The sequence below is a fragment of the Dulcicalothrix desertica PCC 7102 genome, from assembly GCF_003991905.1.
Lineage (GTDB): Bacteria > Cyanobacteriota > Cyanobacteriia > Cyanobacteriales > Nostocaceae > Dulcicalothrix > Dulcicalothrix desertica.
In genome coordinates this window covers 1-16,120 of record NZ_RSCL01000053.1, presented here as the reverse complement: position 1 = coordinate 16,120, position 16,120 = coordinate 1, and the positions used below count along the sequence as shown (strand labels likewise).

The 16,120-nt window shown below is 37.0% G+C and carries 17 protein-coding genes; 7 read left to right on the top strand and 10 right to left on the bottom strand.

The genetic code is table 11. The annotated features are described in order from the left end of the window. Positions 1-507 precede the first annotated feature (507 nt). Together DSM106972_RS48415 and DSM106972_RS48410 are read right to left on the bottom strand one after the other, a co-directional pair. The gene (locus DSM106972_RS48415; protein WP_127087409.1) at positions 508-1,659 is read right to left on the bottom strand and encodes an ISH3 family transposase; all 1,152 of its coding nucleotides are present in this window, start codon (positions 1,657-1,659) and stop codon (positions 508-510) included. 109 nt (positions 1,660-1,768) lie between these two features. Further along, on the bottom strand, positions 1,769-2,194 hold the full coding sequence (locus DSM106972_RS48410; RefSeq protein ID WP_127087408.1) for a hypothetical protein: 426 nt from the start codon (positions 2,192-2,194) through the stop codon (positions 1,769-1,771). A 386-nt stretch (positions 2,195-2,580) separates the two neighbouring features. Here DSM106972_RS48410 and mobV point away from each other — a divergent pair, with 386 nt between their 5' ends. Further along, positions 2,581-4,305 (top strand): MobV family relaxase, encoded by a 1,725-nt coding sequence (gene mobV / locus DSM106972_RS48405; protein ID WP_127087407.1) that lies wholly within the window; start codon positions 2,581-2,583, stop codon positions 4,303-4,305. A 91-nt stretch (positions 4,306-4,396) separates the two neighbouring features. On the opposite strand, the gene DSM106972_RS48400 is transcribed toward mobV, so the two are convergent. The 4 genes from DSM106972_RS48400 to DSM106972_RS48385 all read right to left on the bottom strand — a co-directional run bounded on the left by DSM106972_RS48400 (position 4,397) and on the right by DSM106972_RS48385 (position 8,132). After that, on the bottom strand, positions 4,397-5,926 hold the full coding sequence (locus tag DSM106972_RS48400; RefSeq protein ID WP_127087406.1) for an alpha/beta hydrolase family protein: 1,530 nt from the start codon (positions 5,924-5,926) through the stop codon (positions 4,397-4,399). Positions 5,927-6,174: 248 nt separating this feature from the next. Further along, the gene (locus DSM106972_RS48395) at positions 6,175-6,441 is read right to left on the bottom strand and encodes an excalibur calcium-binding domain-containing protein (RefSeq protein WP_127087405.1); all 267 of its coding nucleotides are present in this window, start codon (positions 6,439-6,441) and stop codon (positions 6,175-6,177) included. Positions 6,442-6,527: 86 nt separating this feature from the next. Further along, positions 6,528-7,085, bottom strand: a complete 558-nt coding sequence (locus DSM106972_RS54570) for a carboxypeptidase-like regulatory domain-containing protein (RefSeq protein WP_233786946.1) — start codon at positions 7,083-7,085, stop codon at positions 6,528-6,530. A gap of 522 nt (positions 7,086-7,607) precedes the next feature. After that, the gene (locus DSM106972_RS48385) at positions 7,608-8,132 is read right to left on the bottom strand and encodes a hypothetical protein (RefSeq protein ID WP_127087404.1); all 525 of its coding nucleotides are present in this window, start codon (positions 8,130-8,132) and stop codon (positions 7,608-7,610) included. A 194-nt stretch (positions 8,133-8,326) separates the two neighbouring features. On the opposite strand from DSM106972_RS48385, the gene DSM106972_RS48380 reads away from it, so the two are divergent. Together DSM106972_RS48380 and DSM106972_RS48375 are read left to right on the top strand one after the other, a co-directional pair. After that, on the top strand, positions 8,327-9,205 hold the full coding sequence (locus tag DSM106972_RS48380; protein ID WP_127087403.1) for a bile acid:sodium symporter family protein: 879 nt from the start codon (positions 8,327-8,329) through the stop codon (positions 9,203-9,205). 42 nt (positions 9,206-9,247) lie between these two features. After that, entirely contained in the window at positions 9,248-9,631 is a 384-nt protein-coding gene (locus DSM106972_RS48375) for a hypothetical protein (protein WP_186538311.1), read from the top strand. Between the two features lie 48 nt (positions 9,632-9,679). On the opposite strand, the gene DSM106972_RS48370 is transcribed toward DSM106972_RS48375, so the two are convergent. Further along, positions 9,680-9,985 carry a hypothetical protein gene (locus tag DSM106972_RS48370; RefSeq protein WP_127087402.1) on the bottom strand — a complete coding sequence of 102 codons (306 nt, stop codon included), beginning with the start codon at positions 9,983-9,985 and terminating at the stop codon, positions 9,680-9,682. A 183-nt stretch (positions 9,986-10,168) separates the two neighbouring features. Here DSM106972_RS48370 and DSM106972_RS48365 point away from each other — a divergent pair, with 183 nt between their 5' ends. After that, positions 10,169-10,408: a hypothetical protein gene (locus DSM106972_RS48365; RefSeq protein ID WP_127087401.1), complete on the top strand. Its 240-nt coding sequence runs from the start codon at positions 10,169-10,171 to the stop codon at positions 10,406-10,408. A 66-nt stretch (positions 10,409-10,474) separates the two neighbouring features. On the opposite strand, the gene DSM106972_RS48360 is transcribed toward DSM106972_RS48365, so the two are convergent. Beyond that, positions 10,475-10,972 carry a hypothetical protein gene (locus tag DSM106972_RS48360; RefSeq protein WP_127087400.1) on the bottom strand — a complete coding sequence of 166 codons (498 nt, stop codon included), beginning with the start codon at positions 10,970-10,972 and terminating at the stop codon, positions 10,475-10,477. 435 nt (positions 10,973-11,407) lie between these two features. Between DSM106972_RS48360 and DSM106972_RS54565 the strand changes: the two genes are divergently transcribed. The 3 genes from DSM106972_RS54565 (at position 11,408) to DSM106972_RS48345 (ending at position 13,927) form a co-directional block, all read left to right on the top strand. After that, positions 11,408-11,635, top strand: a complete 228-nt coding sequence (locus DSM106972_RS54565) for a hypothetical protein (protein ID WP_127087399.1) — start codon at positions 11,408-11,410, stop codon at positions 11,633-11,635. 300 nt (positions 11,636-11,935) lie between these two features. Beyond that, positions 11,936-12,922, top strand: a complete 987-nt coding sequence (locus DSM106972_RS48350; protein ID WP_127087398.1) for a tyrosine-type recombinase/integrase — start codon at positions 11,936-11,938, stop codon at positions 12,920-12,922. A 138-nt stretch (positions 12,923-13,060) separates the two neighbouring features. Beyond that, a complete protein-coding gene (locus tag DSM106972_RS48345; protein ID WP_127087397.1) occupies positions 13,061-13,927 on the top strand; it encodes a hypothetical protein in 867 nt (288 codons plus the stop codon). A 327-nt stretch (positions 13,928-14,254) separates the two neighbouring features. On the opposite strand, the gene DSM106972_RS48335 is transcribed toward DSM106972_RS48345, so the two are convergent. Further along, entirely contained in the window at positions 14,255-15,076 is an 822-nt protein-coding gene (locus tag DSM106972_RS48335; RefSeq protein WP_127087396.1) for a class I SAM-dependent methyltransferase, read from the bottom strand. A gap of 67 nt (positions 15,077-15,143) precedes the next feature. Next, on the bottom strand, positions 15,144-15,962 hold the full coding sequence (locus DSM106972_RS48330; RefSeq protein WP_127087395.1) for a tyrosine-type recombinase/integrase: 819 nt from the start codon (positions 15,960-15,962) through the stop codon (positions 15,144-15,146). Positions 15,963-16,120: the final 158 nt, after the last annotated feature.

The following is a 16,120-nucleotide window of genomic DNA, read 5'->3' as shown; positions in this document are numbered from 1 at the left end:
TTTACTTATAACTAATTTCTTCTATAAATAAACATTAACTCAAATTTCAGTACATAAAAACTAAGAAACCATATTCAATTATGGTGAAAGGTCTTGGCAAAATCCAAGACATTCATGACAGGCGCCGAAAAAATAAGCAATTCACGTCCGCTACTCGCTCCTGTACATAGAAGTAGTCGTTTTTAATAACTCATACGTGCGTAATTAATGACCCGACAAAATCACTTTTATGTTGGGAATATTCTTGAATATTTGAATTTAAATGGTTTAGGTAAAAACCAATATTGAGCGGCTTAATATGTGAATTTTAGTTCTAAATTATGAGAATATCTATGTTAAAAAAACTTGATTATTTGCTTTATTCTTAGTGATAAAAAATATTTTTATAGTAATTGTTAATTATTAATGTTAGTAATATATAGCGTTTCTAATTAATTTCTGGAAAATGATGCTGATGTGAAAAATAACAAATAACACAAATAATTTGGGAATGGTATGTAATTAATATTAATCAGACGGAATAGGAATATAAACATTTCTTGCAGTTTTATATTTTTCTTCAACTGTTTGCCTTAAAAAGGATAGCATTTGCTTAAGTCCAAAGAGCTTACTATAAACTAAACGTCTACCTTTGCGAGCGCGACTAATTTTAAACCAGAGCAAATAAACCCAAATATTAACTAAAATAAAAGATATTCCAACGAATAGTAATCTTAAAGCGGGTTTTTTATTATTTGTTCTAATACGGCATAAATTTTTTAGTCTATAACTGCTTTCAATACCAAATCTTTTTCGGTAATCTTCATGTACGTAAGTTAAATTAATTTTTACATCAAAAACAACATAAGCGAAGTACTCTACTCCACGTTTTTTTCTTTTGCCTTTCCCTTTCCTATATTTACAAACAATCCATAAGTCAAAAGTTACATCATCATCTTTACCTCGACTCATTGTATAAGTTGTTTTATAACTACTTCTACCATTCAAAAATTGTTTAATTCCTTTTTTATTGCCCCTTCTTATTGCTGGCATTATAAAAGGTATTTTTAAAGCTTTTAACCATCTAATCACAGGAACATTAAAAAAACCTCTGTCTAGGTAAAGAGTTTTTATATCTATATTTAAATTGCTAAGGGAACCGAGTAAATGGGTTATAATAGCCACACTGGTATCATACCAACGAACTCCCCGAATAGCCAATGTCACTCTTTTATTTCTTGTCAATACATATACAGTTGCGTAAGCGTAAAAAGAATTAGTACCGGATTTTGCCTCACTTCTGTAAATATAATCTTCTTCATCACTATTTGGTTTCCCATAATATGGAATTAAATTTAAATCAATTGCAATTTTATGACGACCTTTTTTTATTCTTTGAGGAATTCGGCTTTTTAAAGCTGAGTTAGTCTGTTGTTCTACCTGCTCAAAGTCATCAATTTTATCCAAATGATACCTAATATCGTTGCCACAAGGACTTTCATTTAAAACTTTACTTGTATTTTCAATACTATCTCCAATACTTGCCGCTCTCACTAAAATTTCAAAAATATTCTGTTGATTAGTTGCTCCTTGAGTCTCAATATTAAAATTTTCTGTTAAACAGTTTATAACTTCATCAAGTGTCTCTAAATCTGTAAGAGCTAGTTGTTTTGTTGTCATCGGCTTAAAATGATAGATGGCACCCGTAATTTTATTTAAAACAAAAATATTTTGTTCAAGAGCGAGTTAAGTTTTTTATTACAATTTAACCTAAATACAAACTTACAACTTAATTCGCGGTTTTATTACGCGAATACTTTCGGTTTTCATTTTTTTCTTTCTCTTCGTATAAGTCAAGCCAACCTTGCTTAATCGTATTAATCATGCGTTCAAGAGCATCAATTTTCGCACGCCGAGCTAAACATATAACAGCTTCGTTGTATGCAGCGCTACCAGGCTTTCCTAAGTGTTTGTATTTAGAAAACTTTTTTGGGTCGCCTTGTTCTGGAAAAACAGCTTCTTTACATTGTAATTTATAGTACCAGTAAATATCGCTCTTACCTTTTACTTGGTAACGCAGAATCCAGGAATCCGCTGGCGCCAGCGGACCAGACTCAGCTATCTGCTTAATCTCACGTTCAAGATTTGACATTAATGCTGCAAGAATGTCAGCACGCATAATAATGTCTTCTTGGGAAGATAATTTTTTTGACATTTCATAAAAACCAAACTACTTTATTCGCGAACTTCATGCGCGAATATAATTAGATTATTATGAAAATACTTCTAGAGGTTGAGAATTAACTAAAAAATATAAATCTTCATGAAAATAAATACTTGTTTGAACAATAATTATAGTAATAATTATCAAGTTTCTAGGATACTCTTCAGGCGCCTAAAACTAAAATACACAACCTATTTTTATAAGCTTTAATTATGTACTAGGTGCTTTTAGTTACATTTGTATACGGGTATCCACAGCGTTCAGAAAAACTTTGGGATTTACTGAAAGTACATGAATTAGGTAAAGAAGTAAGAATATTTATTGACGAAACAATAATATGAAAATTCTGTGTCTCCGAGTCATGGGAAGATTTTCTTATGGCTTACTCAGTTTGTAGAATCGAGAAGATAAAGACCTGGGCGAATTTAGCAACCAGCGCGCAACATACAATCCGAGCGCGCGAAACCTTGAATGCTGATTTATCTGTTGGCAACACTTGGTTAATAGGCGCCCTTGATTCGGATATAAATAAGCTAATTCTTGAGAAGATTGGCGCCCAATCAATCCGCTCAAATGCAGTGCTGGCAATAGAAATGTTATTAACTGCTAGTCCTGATTACTTCCGTCCTCATGACCCAACATTGGCTGGAGTGTATATCCCTCAAAGAGTTGAAGATTTTGCTAGCGCTTGTACTGATTGGTTAACTACTCGTTACTTCGATAGAGTGGTACGGGCAATATTACATCTCGACGAGTCCACACCACACATTCATGCTTATATTGTTCCACTGGATAATCGAGGTAAATTGAACGCACGCGAATTATTCAACGGCAGGTACAAGATGTCGGAACTGCAAGATAGTTTTGCGCGCGCAGTCGAACATTTAGGAATCGAGCGCGGAATTAAGGGAAGCAAAGCTAAACATACTGACATCAAAAAATATTACGCTGCGGTAAATAGTCAATCGCACCATATAAACCTTGAGGATGTTTTACCGTCCGAAGAGGAAGCTGTATCAATATCCGAGTACCGTGCGCTCGTCAAAGAAATTCTTCAACCTAAACTAAATGTTCTAAACAACCAACTTGTACACCAGGAGTTGAAACTTCGAGAGAAACGGAATATTGAAATTGCTGCACAAAATAGTGAGAGAGAACGGCGCCAGTTAGAAGCGCGCGTGCAAAATTTAAGTTGGACTCTCGAACTTTGGGAGTCACAAGCGAACTTACTTCGAGACATTCCCTTAGAATCAATCGCCTACCAGTTAGGACTTCACCCACACCCAAAATATCAAGGTCGTTGGATAAATGCAAATCGCACTATAAGTATTACTGGTTCCAGGTTTTATGATTTTATCGGCGCCGAACATGGTGGAGGTGGCGCCATAGATTTAACCATGCATCTACTCAACTGTAATTTTAGGGAAGCGGTTGCTTGGCTACACGAGATTTTTGGAGAGTCGGAAACTTTGCGCGCGGTTACTCACCATGCTAGGGAGCAAGCTACTGTAATTATCGCCACTGAAAAACCTAAGCAATTTGTGGCGCCTGTACTTGATGAAAGTAAATGGGGTGGTGTTAGAGATTACTTAATTGGCACCCGTAAACTACCCCCTGCTCTTATTGATAACTTACATACTGCTGGATTAATTTACTCTGATGAAAAACAAAACGCGATATTTTTGATGCGGTCGTTACCTGATGGGGAAGTAACAGGCGCCTTTTTAAGGGGAACTTATGGGCATCACAACACTTTTTATGGTTTAGCCAAGGGTAGTAAACGCAGCAAAGGTTCGTTTCATTTTACTACTGGTGGTCAAGGTGAAGGAAAAATCGCACGCGCGGTTTTAGTAAAATCTCCCATAGAAGCGTTATCTGTTGCAGTGTTGAACCACTCGCTTACGGAGAAGACTATTTATATTGCTGTTGATAGCGTGCAGTGTGTACCAATAGAATTTTTAAGCTACTTCAAGGAAGTTGTTGCTGCTTATGATGCTGATGGGGAGGAGATAGCTGGCGCCGTTAAGAAAATACTACCTCAAACTACAAGACTGAAACCTTCATATGGTGATTGGAACCAGCAGTTAGTTTTAATGAGATAGTTTTTGGTGGCGCCCGATACGTGGTACTTACGATTTTAAGGAATTGCCTGCATGTTACATGTTGGTTTCATGTTTCGCTTGGTGGGCGTAGTTACTGTTTCCAAGTTGATTTTTCCGAACCACCAGAGTTCGTGACTCGCCGCAATTCTTTGATACCCCAAGGATTGTAAATGTCGCTATCTTTGTTCCATACTTTATTGGGAGCATCGTCCCAAGATAAGTTTTTTCCGGTCCATTTTGCCTTAATCGTGCCTTCATGCTTGCCGGGGTTGACTATCCGATCCCAAAAATTATCTTTATCGCCATTATTGTCATACCAATTGCTGCGAAAATCAGGCAAATTAAAATTAACAGAACTAAAATTAATCAATCTGCGATCTAGAGCATTTGTAAACACGTCAACAACCGCACCATGAGCGTCGTAGGCATTCAATCCGTCTTTGCCCTCAAATTTGATTATCAAAGAAATGTTTGCCGTACCAGCTTTGTCATTATCTCCCGCAGTTCCTAAGCTGATACCGGGTATGCCCAACCAATTATCCGCAACTACAAATGCTAGGGAATTATTAGCTATGTCTCTAAAATTTGAAGGACCTTGTTTGCCATCCCTTTGGTTGTCGATATCGTATCCAGTTAACCCATCTGCTGGGAAAGCCGGATCAAGAGCAACAAAATTTTTGACTTTACCGAAAAGTCTTCCAATTTCGGTACCGATATATGTACCCAAACTATGCCCGACAATACTTAATTGCTGGGAATCAATGCCCAATTGCACCAGACGATCATGAGTCCATTTGCCAATCGTAGAAATCCATCCGGCAGTTTTGTACGGAATGATGCCATCATCCAAGCCAGCTTCTGCAATACTACTCCAATCTAAAGACAAAACTTGATAATCTTGGTATTCGCTAGCCTCTTTTGCCAACTCTCGGACTGTATCGACTTGATCGTTGTTATTCCAACCATGAATAACGAGGATAGTTTCCTTTCCGGATTTTATGCCGTTGGATGTACCACCTTGACTAGTTTCTCTTTCGGTTCTGCCACCTTCGTCGTATCGCCATATATTTGTCGGTTTTTTAAAACTGGCAAATTGGGAAAAGTCTGTGGAAATTTTGGTGCTGCGAAGTTCTATATTGTATGCTGTGACGGTCTCTGTATTTTTGGGAATTACTCGGATTGAGTATTCACCTGGATTTAAAATTTTAGCAATAAAATTTCCTCTGGTTCCTTCATGGAGGGATTGGGAAATAATTTCTTCTGGACTGTCTACGGCGCCGTTATTATTTTTATCTTGAATTAGTTGTAAGTCGATTGCGTTGTTGCTGTCGATTGAACTAATATCGATATTTATACGGGAGGAAGTAATATTAAATTTAAACAAATCACTCGTATTATTAAAATCTCCAACAGTATCGCTGCGTTTTTCTTGTTTACCGTCTGCAAATTCGCCTAAATAAATACTATTTGTATAGAGATTATTCGCAAAATCATTACTCGAACTTTGAGAGTATGCATTTGTACCGAGTGGATTTAGCAAGTCCGGGGTAAATTGGTAATTTAGAGCGCTGCTAAGGGGGCGAGATAAATCCGGAAAACTATCGTTAAATTTAGATACCATAATAATCACCTATGAAGGTTTGTACTCGTAATTTTTCGTACAATTATAGTTCAAAATGCATTCATATTCCTCAAGCGTGAAAATTGAATAAATAATTTTATACTCTTATCTGTACGTATCACCGCTGTAATTATTGCCAGTGAAAAACCTAAACAATTTGTGGCGCCTGTTATTGTAGCTAAATTATATTGGTTGTCAAAAAATAAAAGGCGCCTGTAATAGAATTGTAAAAATGGTGTCTCTTTTAACTAAACCAATCTACGAGTTTCACAGGATATTCCATCTTTGTCTGCGTCGAATGAACGTTTGGCGCCTTTTGGAGTAAAATTAACGCGCGTTCTTAAATTTTTGTGCCCTGCTTTGTTCGCAGCACCACAAGTTTTGAAACGAGATAATGCAGCTTCGTTTCTAGCTATTTGAGATTTTGATGCTAGAACAGAAGTTTGAGAAAAGACTAGTATTGCAATTACTGTTCCAAATTGTAACGCGCGTGCAACTGAAGTAAGTTTTGACATATGAATGAGTATAATAATGATTATCGTATATTGTGTACAAAGTTGGGAAAAATTAATCCGGATAAAACTGGCGCCGTGAACTATGTTTATTTTTCGCAACCAATACCATTTTTATCCCGGTCAAATCCATGTGGGTCTGGTGGTAGCACTTTAAAGTTTTTCTTGTCAACATCAGAACATTTTAAATTTTTAGAGTTTGGAGCTATGCATAAATCTGGATATGCTGGGTCGCAGTTTTGCCCTGACGGCGCCTGTGCTTGCTGTTGAGAAGTAAAAGGGTTGAAGTTTATATAAGTTGCAACTGCAATAACTGTACCAACTATAGATGCAATTATTCCTATTCTATTTAAGCTTACTTTCGATTCTTTCTTAATCGGAGTTAAGTGAATTTCTTCTATTTTATTATCGCTGGAAGATAAAGTAATAATTCGGTTATATTTTTCATATCCTTCTACCTCTACATGAACGCGCGCGGAAACTTGTGCTGCATTTAATAAAATATTGAATTGATAAAAACCTTCGCTGTCTGTGTGGGCTGTCTCTGATTTACCATCTAAATCAAGAGTGACTTTGACTCCACCAATACGAGTTTTTGTTTCGCTATTTAATATACGTCCAGTAAAATAAGTTGTAGCATTGTTCATTATTTACTCCTGGTTAAACTAAAATCAAAATATTTAAAATACTGTGAACAGGCACCAATGTTTAACGAGCATTTATTCAGTAACATTAATAGTAAATATACACTTGTTGAAAAATATAAATTTTAATCAACACGCTTGAAGCCAAAGCCTTTCTCTGTTTTATCAACCGAAACAATAAAGCCTGTATTTTGATGATGACCGACTTAAGCATACTTATGTACTGTTGTATCTACGTATTCTTGAGGCAGTTGTCAAGACTAAATTTATAATACTTCGGTTTTTACTTAAATAACAACTTCTATATAATATTCATACTCAGTAAGAATGATTACGGAAAAAGGCAAAACTTTTTTGCTTCATCTGAAATGTAACGCTAAAATCCTATTTGATAGGCTTTTCAGGTATTTGAAGGCGCCTGCTACATTATCTATAGAATGATTATTACCACTTACGTTTTACTTTGCAAGAATAAAAAGATACAAGGTCTTTTGTTGAAGATGGCGCCGTTTGCCTTCTGAACGTTTATGGTAAATTATTACAAACAAAACAACCGTACTCAGTCAAAAGCACTCCATGCTTTTCACATTTGTTCAACTCTATCGCCATCTGCTCATCAAAGCTTGTGTTTAGATGATGCTTTATCTTCATCTGCGGAGCCTTTATTAAATCTTCAGCTGTTAAGTTTAATACAAGCATATGAATTTGCTCCAGGTCGCCACATAAAACATCTGGAGGTGTACCAAAATCTAATACATTCCAACCAAGTTTTGCTTGTGCCCCCTCAATAATTTTTAACATGAACGCTTTTTCTTCATCAAAATTTTCGAGCGTCCAAGGTATTTCACTTAGGTCAAACCCAACCATCCCAAATCCAACTTTACTTTGGTCGCGTTGCGCTAACCACAGTACAAGTTCTGCCTCGCGTGGCGAAAGTGCTAATCTTGAGCCACTCGTGACAAGTACGGCTAAAACAACATCAGTGCGCCCATTACTCATCTTGAGCGAACCAAGATTTCTATATTTTGGATGCGTAATTCTGTTTCCCATAACAAAGCTTTATTTCTCGTCGAGTGTCGTTCCATACTGCATAAAATCTAACTATCTACTCCTATATTATAAAAGTTGCATCTTTAACAGCGCTCGAATGTTGATTATTATACATTTATAGGAATATTGCTTGACAGAATATTTTTATTTATGAATAATCAATTACACAGTAAACATATTATAAATATTCAAATATGCAAGCATCATTTTTTACAGCAGTTCTTCTGCCTGTTGGTTTAGCAATTATTATGTTGGGAATGGGTTTATCCCTAGTACCACAAGACTTTTTCAGGGTTTTTAAATACCCCAAGTCGGTAGTTGTGGGTTTGTTGAGTCAGTTAATTCTGTTACCACTAATTGCATTTGGTATTGCTAAAATAGTGCCAATGCCCAATTTTATTGCAGCGGGTTTGGTGATTTTAGCTCTGTGTCCAGGGGGTGTTACATCTAATTTAATGACCTTTTATGCTAAGGGTGATGTAGCCCTTTCTGTCACCTTGACGGCTTTAAGCAGTGTAATTACGGTTCTTACAATTCCGATTGTCGCCAATTTTGTACTTCAGCATTTCATCGGTAAAACTACAGCATTGCAGTTACCAATTGGGACAACAATCTTACAAATTTTTATTATCACCATCTTACCAATTGTCTTGGGAATGGTAGTTAAACAAATCTTACCCAAATTTGCTCAACGACTGGAAAAAATCACTAATAAAATTTCGGTTGTACTTTTAGCTGCGATTATTGTGACTCTAATTATTCGCGAATGGGCACGTTTACCTGGGTTTATTCTCCAAGCTGGTGTAGGTGTAGTTCTTCTCAATACTCTATCAATGCTAGCAGGTTTTTATATTGGTAAATTATTTAATTTAAGTATTCCCCAACGAATTTGTATTGCCATCGAGGTTGGTTTTCAGAATGGTACTTTAGCAATCGCAATTACAGCTGGATTACTAAACAACCCAGATATGGCAGTTCCTGCGGCAATTTATAGTTTGTTTATGTATATTACAGGCTTTTTGACAATTTATTATGGGCGCCGATATGCCCGTTTACATGTCGTACCGCAATAAATGGGAGTAGTGCTATGAAATTTAACTATTGAACGGCGCCAGTTGGAAGCGCGCGTACAAAATCTGACTTGGACTCTAAACTTATGGCAAGCACAAGCCAACTTGCTCCGAGACTTACCGTTGGAAGAAGTTGCTTATCATCTGGGGTTGCATCAAAACCGTCAAGGTAACTGGGAAGGTGATGGTCATGCTATCAAAATAATCGGCGCCAAGTTTTATGATTACAGCGGCGCCCAATATGGTAGTGGTGGCACCATTAATCTGGCAATGTATTTGCTACAGTGTAACTTCCGCCAAGCTGTTGCTTGGTTACATGATATTTTTGGAGAGTCTGAAACTTTGCGTGCGGTAACTCATCATGCCAAGGAGCAAGCCAAAGAAATTATTTCTACCGAACCAGTTCCAGAATTTGTGGCGCCTGAATAATTTTTCAGTACGCCATAATTAATCAATTAGCTTTCATTAAATGAAAACTTAGTCTGAAATACAAACCCAAGAGTAAGGGTCATTCGGATTTTTCGCTCGTGCATAAGCATTCGGGTTGGAATATTGTTGGCGACATGCAGCACCTACATCAATATCCTCATAACCAGACCTAGTATGACAAGCCCATCCCCAAGCTGTATGCTCTACTAATACTGCCTCCCCAAACATAGGCGTGCAATATCCACCCATATCTACTCCACCTAGTTCACCTGCTTGTGCTAAGTCAGGAAATATTAATGTACCAACTAATATTAAAGCAATAGCAAGCGCTAAATTCCGAAAACTTTTAATCATATTTATTCACTCCTTATTTCTCGTACTTCAGTTTTTGTTTAATATAAGGTAATCGCAAGTTTTCCCTTCCCTATACTTTTGAGTAGGTGCAAGCAAGATTAACTTATGCAGCCAACTGGAAATTCAACCAGTCTGTATTTTTGATGCGGTCGTTGCCTAATGGTGATTCTTTTGAGGGAAAATATGAAAGTCTCATTTGAGAACAAATATCCAAATATTACTCGTTGGGTAGACGAACACACAGGTTGGATTGAAATTGGCTATAACGTTGATAGTCCTCTTACTTCCTTCATCCGCGCGCTCGATTGTGGTGGAATGTTGTGGGAAGGAAAGGACAGTTACGAAAGTATTGATGAAGCATTGCAAGATTTAAACACAGGATTGAAGGATGTTTTGGAATATATTTACGGCGCCGATAGTTAATTTTGTTTATTTGAGACAAAGTATTAATATCCGCTCTAAGGGCAACAAGTGTGGCACCGATTATTCCTAACTATTTTTAATTAAACTCGATACTACAGATAAATTAAAACCTTCTCCCTGTTGCTCAACAGTATATTCTAAAATTAATCTTTTTATTTCATTAAAATGTTTTTGTTTCCTTTCCATTAACTCGTTGATGACGGACGTCATATCGCTTCTAATATTCTTCGGCATTTTTGCAACTATTTTTGGTAGTTGTATTGATACTGCTTCTTCCTGTTTTTCTGGCGGCATTATTGATGCATTCCAAGCTATAATACCTAACATCACTAAGGATTTATATTCCTTCAAAGTTTTACCTGCATTTAAATATGGTTTGAGAAATTGTAGCAGTACGTCTGACATTTTCTCATATCCTTCCGGTTCAACGATGACTTCTGCGTCTATATCTCCGTACTCTCCTTCTTCAACCTTTCTCATAAATTTTTGTGCTAATTGCCGCTTTGTCTGTAAAGCTTTTTTCTCTTGCACTAGTTCTTTAAATCCTTTGCTTTTACTTGCCATGACAATATAAAGGTTTTAGGCTTACTTTTTTGATTATCACAAAGAAACCTTTCCCCTTGGTGTTAAGTTTTTGTACCAGGCAATATATACTACTAAGTATATTAATTCGTTTTTATGTTCTTCGTTGAAGGCGCCACTTCATAAATTTAACAAAAAGTACTGTCTCCCAATGGTTCTTCGCCTTTACATTTTAACTTAATCGATTCTGTGGAATCCTTGAACAACATACTACACAAAGTCCATAATTTTGTGAGCAGGTGTTGCATATGTTCCAGGCATTATTTAGGTAATTTCTCCTTTCACTACCAAATTCACCATTCCATGTTTTGTTACATTTTGGGCAGGTTCCGAAAGACCTAACCGTTTGATGATTTTCACAAGTATCACAACAAAATAATCTTTGATCTTCGATTGACATAAGAGCTTTTCAACATAGTGTTTAAACGAGACTATTCGTTATTGCTCAAACTGAGCGAATCGCTGTCTATCATACTAAAAAGTAGAATCAAATTTCTGAATCCTTGGAGTCAGGCGCCTTTTGGAGTAAAACCAACGCGCGTTCTTAAATTTTTGTACCCTGCTTTATTGGCAGCGCCACAAGTTTTAAAGCGAGATAATGTAACTTCGTTTCTAGCAATTTTTAGTACTTTAGACCTAGTGTGATAATGGATATTTCCGCACTATCATTTTTCCTACGCATATCAATGCTTCCAGTGTTTTGTCCAAAATCTACTAGTTAAAAATTCAAAGCGCAGTTGTCCTAAATGAAGGCGCCTGTTAACTAGAATAGCAAAGTTTCAGGCGCCAAAACCTCACAAATATAGTTTAAATTAGTACAAAATGGCAATGAATAAAGAGTATAAACACGTCCTGCGCTAATCAGAAATTGTTTGTGTAGTTACAAAAATCTTAGATTTAAAACCACTGAAGGGATTTATAATTTCGATAGATACGTTTGAAATTATGACCGATTCAAGCATCACAGTTATACAAACTGCACAACTGGCGCCTCTTGTTGATTTTCCTATTGACCAAGACACGGATGTTATTGACCAGTTGCTTGCAGATACCCGTTCGCCAAATACGAAGCGCGCGTATGAGAAAGACCTGAAAGATTTTTTTCAATTCACTACTGGGCGCCTGCCGAACCAGCATTTAGTATTAGAGTTTTTACAGTTGGAACAATCTCACGCTGTCGGGGTAGTCCTTAAATACAAAGCGCACTTGATAAATAAAAAGAAACTTTCAGAAGCAACTGTGAATCGGCGCCTGAGTGCAATAAAATCTTTGACAACGATGGGGCGAAAGTTGGGGGTGTGTTTCTACACCTTGGAAGATATTAAAGGTGAGAAGGTTGAATCATACAGAGATACTACTGGAATTCCATCCTCTGAATACGCGCGCGTTATTTCTCAAATAGATAGAGCAACATTAAAAGGTAAACGTGACTATGCTATTTTGCGGTTGCTTTGGGATAATGCGCTGCGACGGGGAGAAGTTTGTAGTTTAAATGTTGGTGATTTTGATGCTCAAGCTAAAACTTTAAGGATATTAGGTAAGGGCAAAGGTACTCAAAAAACTACTATTGACCTTAGTTTTAAAACAACTGAAGCAATTACCGATTGGTTGATTGCTTGTGGTAGTAGTACTAAATTGAAGGCGCCTCTATTTACTGTGCTTGCTTATAACGGTAACGGTACACGGTTGGGTGGGGAAGCAATAAGGCGCCTGATTGATGAATTGTCCAAGGAAGCAGGTATTACTAAAAAGATGTCACCTCATAGGGTAAGACATAGTTCTATTACTACTGTGCTTGATAAGAATAACGGTAATTACCGTGCGACACAAAGATTTAGTCGTCATGCAAAACCTGATACTGTTATGAAATATGACGATAATAGACAGAAGTTACAGAAAGAAATGACTGATATATTGGCGGATTTGATTTGAGATGGGCGCCCGTCGTTAATTTTCTCCTCAGCACCTAACACCGGGTTTCTTACATGTTTCCTGTTTAGCTTTGATTTGTCCTGGTTTTTACTGAAAATATAGTAATAATTACTAAGATGAATATATGCATGTAATAATATGCTTTTTAGAATAAAAATTATCTGGCTGACAGCTTGCTTAACTTTTGGGGTTAATATTTTTAGTTTACCTGTATTTGCTAAGGATACAGCTACACCTTCCCAAACAGAAGTCAGGGAAATGCTTAAAAATATTTGTGGACAAAATAATATCTTGGTGCAAGAAAATATGTCAGGAGAAGATAGACTTGGATGTAGCGCACGCGAAGCTAAAAAACGTATTTCTTTATCGATTACTAATGAAGATATATTTAGAGTAGAAGGATTTATCTACGGTAGCTTTAGTAAACCAGGTGTTAAAGAAGCTTTAGTTGATATAGAAGCTACAAGCGAACCACGCAGCCTTTTTTACGGTGGTAGTATGTTACTGCGTCGTTCGGGTCAAGGTTGGTCATTTGTATGGTATAAATCCGGATTAAGACTAAATAATTGTTTGAAAGTACCATTTAAAAATAACCAAAGCAATGTTATTTGTAAATATGAATATTATAGTGCTAACTCACAGTCTGAATGGCTAACTTTAATAGATTTTGAAAATAAAACACATAAAAATACAACACTATTATCAGTGAGTAATAATCTTGGAAATTGTAAACCTCCATTCCGAGATATAAAAATAACTAAGTTTTCAGGACGAGATATAAATAGTGATGGTACGACAGATATCATCCTCAATGTTAGAGCCGGAATCAGTAATGCTAAAAAAATACCTGAATCTCAATGTAATGAAGTAAATGGCAAATTACCAAATTCTAAAATGTATCAGCTAGTATTTTTATATAATGGCAAGAGTTTTCAGCCTACACCACAAACAGCCAAACAAATTAAGCACTTTGATTATTTAATGAAAACTTATATTACTAAATAATCATAAAGATTTTAGTCTACTTCCAATCGCATTGGTAGTTTTATTTACATTATTCATCGGTGACGGCTGCGCTAATGCTTCCGAAGGATATGTACGCAGCGTGCAAAAGTTAAGTCGCCACACGAGTATTAAACACTTTGATAATTTACGATGATAACCGTGCTAACGCACAGGGTAAGATTATAGCACTGTTGGAAGATTTGGTTTGAAGGCGCCTCCAACTTGATATAGTTAGTGTCAGTACGAAACTAGTGAATAAATACCCGGCGCCAACTGAGGATTTGTCTGCATAGGTACAAAAATGAACTTGCTTGAAAGTTTTACAAATTATTGTAATTGTCCATCTTGTTTCTTCGCCTTCACCAAAAAAGCTCTCATTACGTTGGGAATTTCACGGGGAGGTGATTGCTCAACGTAGCGACCGAAGTTGGCGCCTTCATCACCTGGTTGGGTAACAAGAGCTTGCCAGCCATAATGGGCTAGTAACTCTTCTGGAGTATCGCACCCAAAGCGGAAATAACCTTTGTAAGGTTCATACTCCAAACTTTTGACGCTAATCAGATCAACTCCAAGCTCACTGCCATGAGTTGATAAATTAGAAACTGATTGGAGCAGAGCATGAACTTGTGCTTCTGATAAATACATGAGTAAACCCTCGATCAACCAAACTGATGGAGATTGAGGACAAAACCCTGCTGCCAACAACTTTTCTTCCCAGGACTGGGTAAGGTCGCAAGCAATTAGGTGATGTTTACAATACATGTTTGTATTTTTGAGGAGAGCGTCTTTATAAGCTAGCACCTCCACATAGTCGAGTTCATATACGTCAACTTCTCCCATCCAGGGTAAGCGGTAGGCACGACTATCTAATCCAGATGCCAAAATAACAACCTGGCGTGCAGTAGCTAGAGAAAGGAAGTCATCAAAGAAACGAGTCCGAACAGCAACATAAGCTTGATCTTGTTTCTTAAGTTGTTGATCAACTTGTTGAAACGCCTCGGAACCTGCTAAGGTTGCAGCGAAGGGATCATCGAACAATCTATCTTCTCGAATAGACTCGCGCGCTCTCATCGCAGCCATCATCCGCGCCGTAAAAGGAACGAATTTACTGTAGTCTTTGGCGACACTAATTTGATTAATCTCGCTCATATTGCTTTATCAATAATTTAATTACTTAAATATTACATGTTCACGCTGTAGTTACAAAGAGTTACTACTAACTGGCGCCAAATTGAAGCGCGCGGAAGTGAATCCCTGTTTTCTTCCTAATCTTATCTACTAATTTACGCACCGTATCGTAGCTTATGCGTTCTCCAGCATTACGATTGGAGTGAGATAAAAACAATGGACTATTCGGTTGTAACGCTTCACCGTTGGATTGGCGCCAGTTTAAATAATCATCCAATAATTGTTTTGCCCAATCGTCTAAATTTACATACTCTTTGCTTACGTGCTTGCAGGAACTAATATGTAATCGGCGCCCATCGTAGTCTTTAACATCTAAATTGATTGGTTCGCCTGGACGTAATCGATGACATAGCACTGCTATTAATGCTAGATTCCGTTTTGGATGATTTGAAGAGGCAACCGCATTTAATATATCTTTGAAGCTTTCATCACTTAGTTTTTGGGTTTCACTGGTTGGCAGTAAGGGAAGTTCTACTTCCATAGTTGGGTTTTTAGCTATATAGCCACTCTTGTACATCCACCCGAAGAAGTTACTAATGGTTCCCAATACTCTTCTAACGCTTGCGTCACTTAATACTTTCTGCTTTGCTCCAAACTTATGTAGCATCAGGTATTTTTGAAATTCTGTTATTTTATCCGCGTCTACGTCTCCCCATGCGGTCGAAGTCCATTTGAGAAAATAATTAAAGTCGTGACGATAAGCTTTTTGAGTAAGCGGCGCCAGGTCATGTGCGTTTAAATATTCATTAATTCGGATTATTCGTAAATCTGTACAAGCGGTAGGAGCCATTTGAGGTGTAGATTCTTGAAATAAGGGGATTATTACGACTTCAGGTATGTTTTTCAAGGCGCCTACTCTACTTATGCTTACAATTTCTATTCCGGTTAATATGATAACCGGAATAAGATTAATCTAAGACAAAATTTTATGGGTTCGCAGATAAAGCGAAATTCTGGAAACGAATTTATAGGGGTTTCAGACTCATGATTTCGCGCATAAAGTGA